The 1,638-nt window shown below is 42.4% G+C and carries 1 protein-coding gene and 1 pseudogene; both read left to right on the top strand.

The features are described 5' to 3' along the window. Positions 1 to 204: pseudogene (locus tag AB4653_RS12875) on the top strand (chromosome partitioning protein ParA); the annotation flags it as partial. 580 nt (positions 205 to 784) lie between these two features. Further along, a partial coding sequence (locus tag AB4653_RS12870) for a glycine betaine ABC transporter substrate-binding protein (protein WP_372104355.1) occupies positions 785 to 1,638 on the top strand: 854 nt, incomplete at its 3' end.

Below are 1,638 nucleotides of genomic sequence, written 5' to 3'. Positions count from 1 at the left end.
AGTCACCACCTAGAGCAAGCGAAAAAGCTGCTTGATGCGCAGAGTATCAATCTTATGGGTTGTGTGATGAACATGAAACAAACACCTAGCTTTGCACAAGAGTTGGTAAGACAAATCAATCGCATGAAATTCCTTCCAACTAAACTTCGCGATAGCTTGGCCAATAAGCTTTACCAAAATGAGTTTTTAAACCTACCGATGTAACTTTTCTGTGCCACGATAGCTTTTTTGTACAACTATAGCTTTCTTGTGCAACTGCATGGCTGTCATTAATTCCTGACAGCCACAGTGCCTATTGGACTCACGCCAAAACACTCTAAAACCAAGTTGGATATTTTTGACGAAATTATTGTTAAAACTACGATTTTAAAAACCATTCAGCGCATTTCACGCACTTCAGACATGGTCTTACCACCTTTAAAACCCTTCAAAAATCAACCGCCCATGCCTAACTTTATCGGTAATGTGACACAGACGGTTAAAGTGCCATGTAAATCGCATCAAAGATGGAATTCGTACGATTATTCCCTAAGATTATAAATAGAGGTGGTTTTTGACGAATTTGTAATAGTTTGACAAAGTTATCCGATGGCTGTTGAAACACAGTGGATGAATTGGCAAATCACACTTCACTGACTTTGCACGTTTATCTATTCACACTTCACCCATCCCTCCTTCTGCTCAAATGGTTCAAATACACGGAAAGGATCACCATCGAGCAATTTAGATAATCAATTTACCTTGGTTACCTTAGTTGTATTATTAAAGAGAAAGGAAACTCAATATGAAATACAAGTTAAGCTCCGTATTTTTGTTAGTAGCAGCAGCCAGCGGTAATGCTAACGCTGGAGAATGTGGCAGCGTAACAATCGCAGATATGAACTGGAACTCTGCAACACTGATCGCCAATATCGACCAATTCATCCTAGAACATGGTTATGGGTGTGATGCCGAACTTATCCCTGGCGACACTATGCCAACAGGCACATCCATGATTGAAAAAGGCCAGCCTGATGTTGCACCTGAACTTTGGAGCAACAGCTTAAAAGACGCATTGGACAAGGGTGTCCAAGAAAAACGTCTTCGCTATGCAGGTAAAGCACTTGTGAATGGCGGTGAAGAAGGCTTTTGGGTTCCAGCTTACTTAGTTAAACAATACCCAGAGATGGCAACCATCGAAGGTGTACGTAAAAACGCTAGCTTATTTAAGCACCCTGAAGACCCAGATACATCAGCATTTTACAGTTGCCCAGCAGGCTGGAACTGTCAGATCAGTGCCGGAAACTTGTTTAACGCTCTTGAGCTGGAAGACAGTGGTTTCACGATTGTTGATCCAGGCTCGAGTGCCGGCTTATCTGGCTCTATCGCAAAAGCTTATGAGCGCGAAGAAGCTTGGTTTGGTTACTACTGGGCGCCAACTGCCGTTCTAGGCAAATACGACATGGTTAAAGTTGACTTTGGTAGTGGTGTTAATGAACAAGAGTTCTTAACTTGTACCACCAAAGAAGACTGTGATTCACCTAAAGCGACCATGTACCCGCCTTCACCCGTTCACACTATCACCACTGAGAGTTTTGCGTCACGTGCACCTGAAGCTTATGACTACTTCACTAAACGTGGTTTCACAAACGACAAAAT

This window comes from Vibrio sp. 10N.222.48.A3 (assembly GCF_041475345.1).
GTDB lineage: Bacteria > Pseudomonadota > Gammaproteobacteria > Enterobacterales > Vibrionaceae > Vibrio > Vibrio tasmaniensis_A.
The sequence above is the reverse complement of the archived record's forward strand: the minus strand, read 5'-3'. Positions and strand labels throughout refer to the sequence as shown.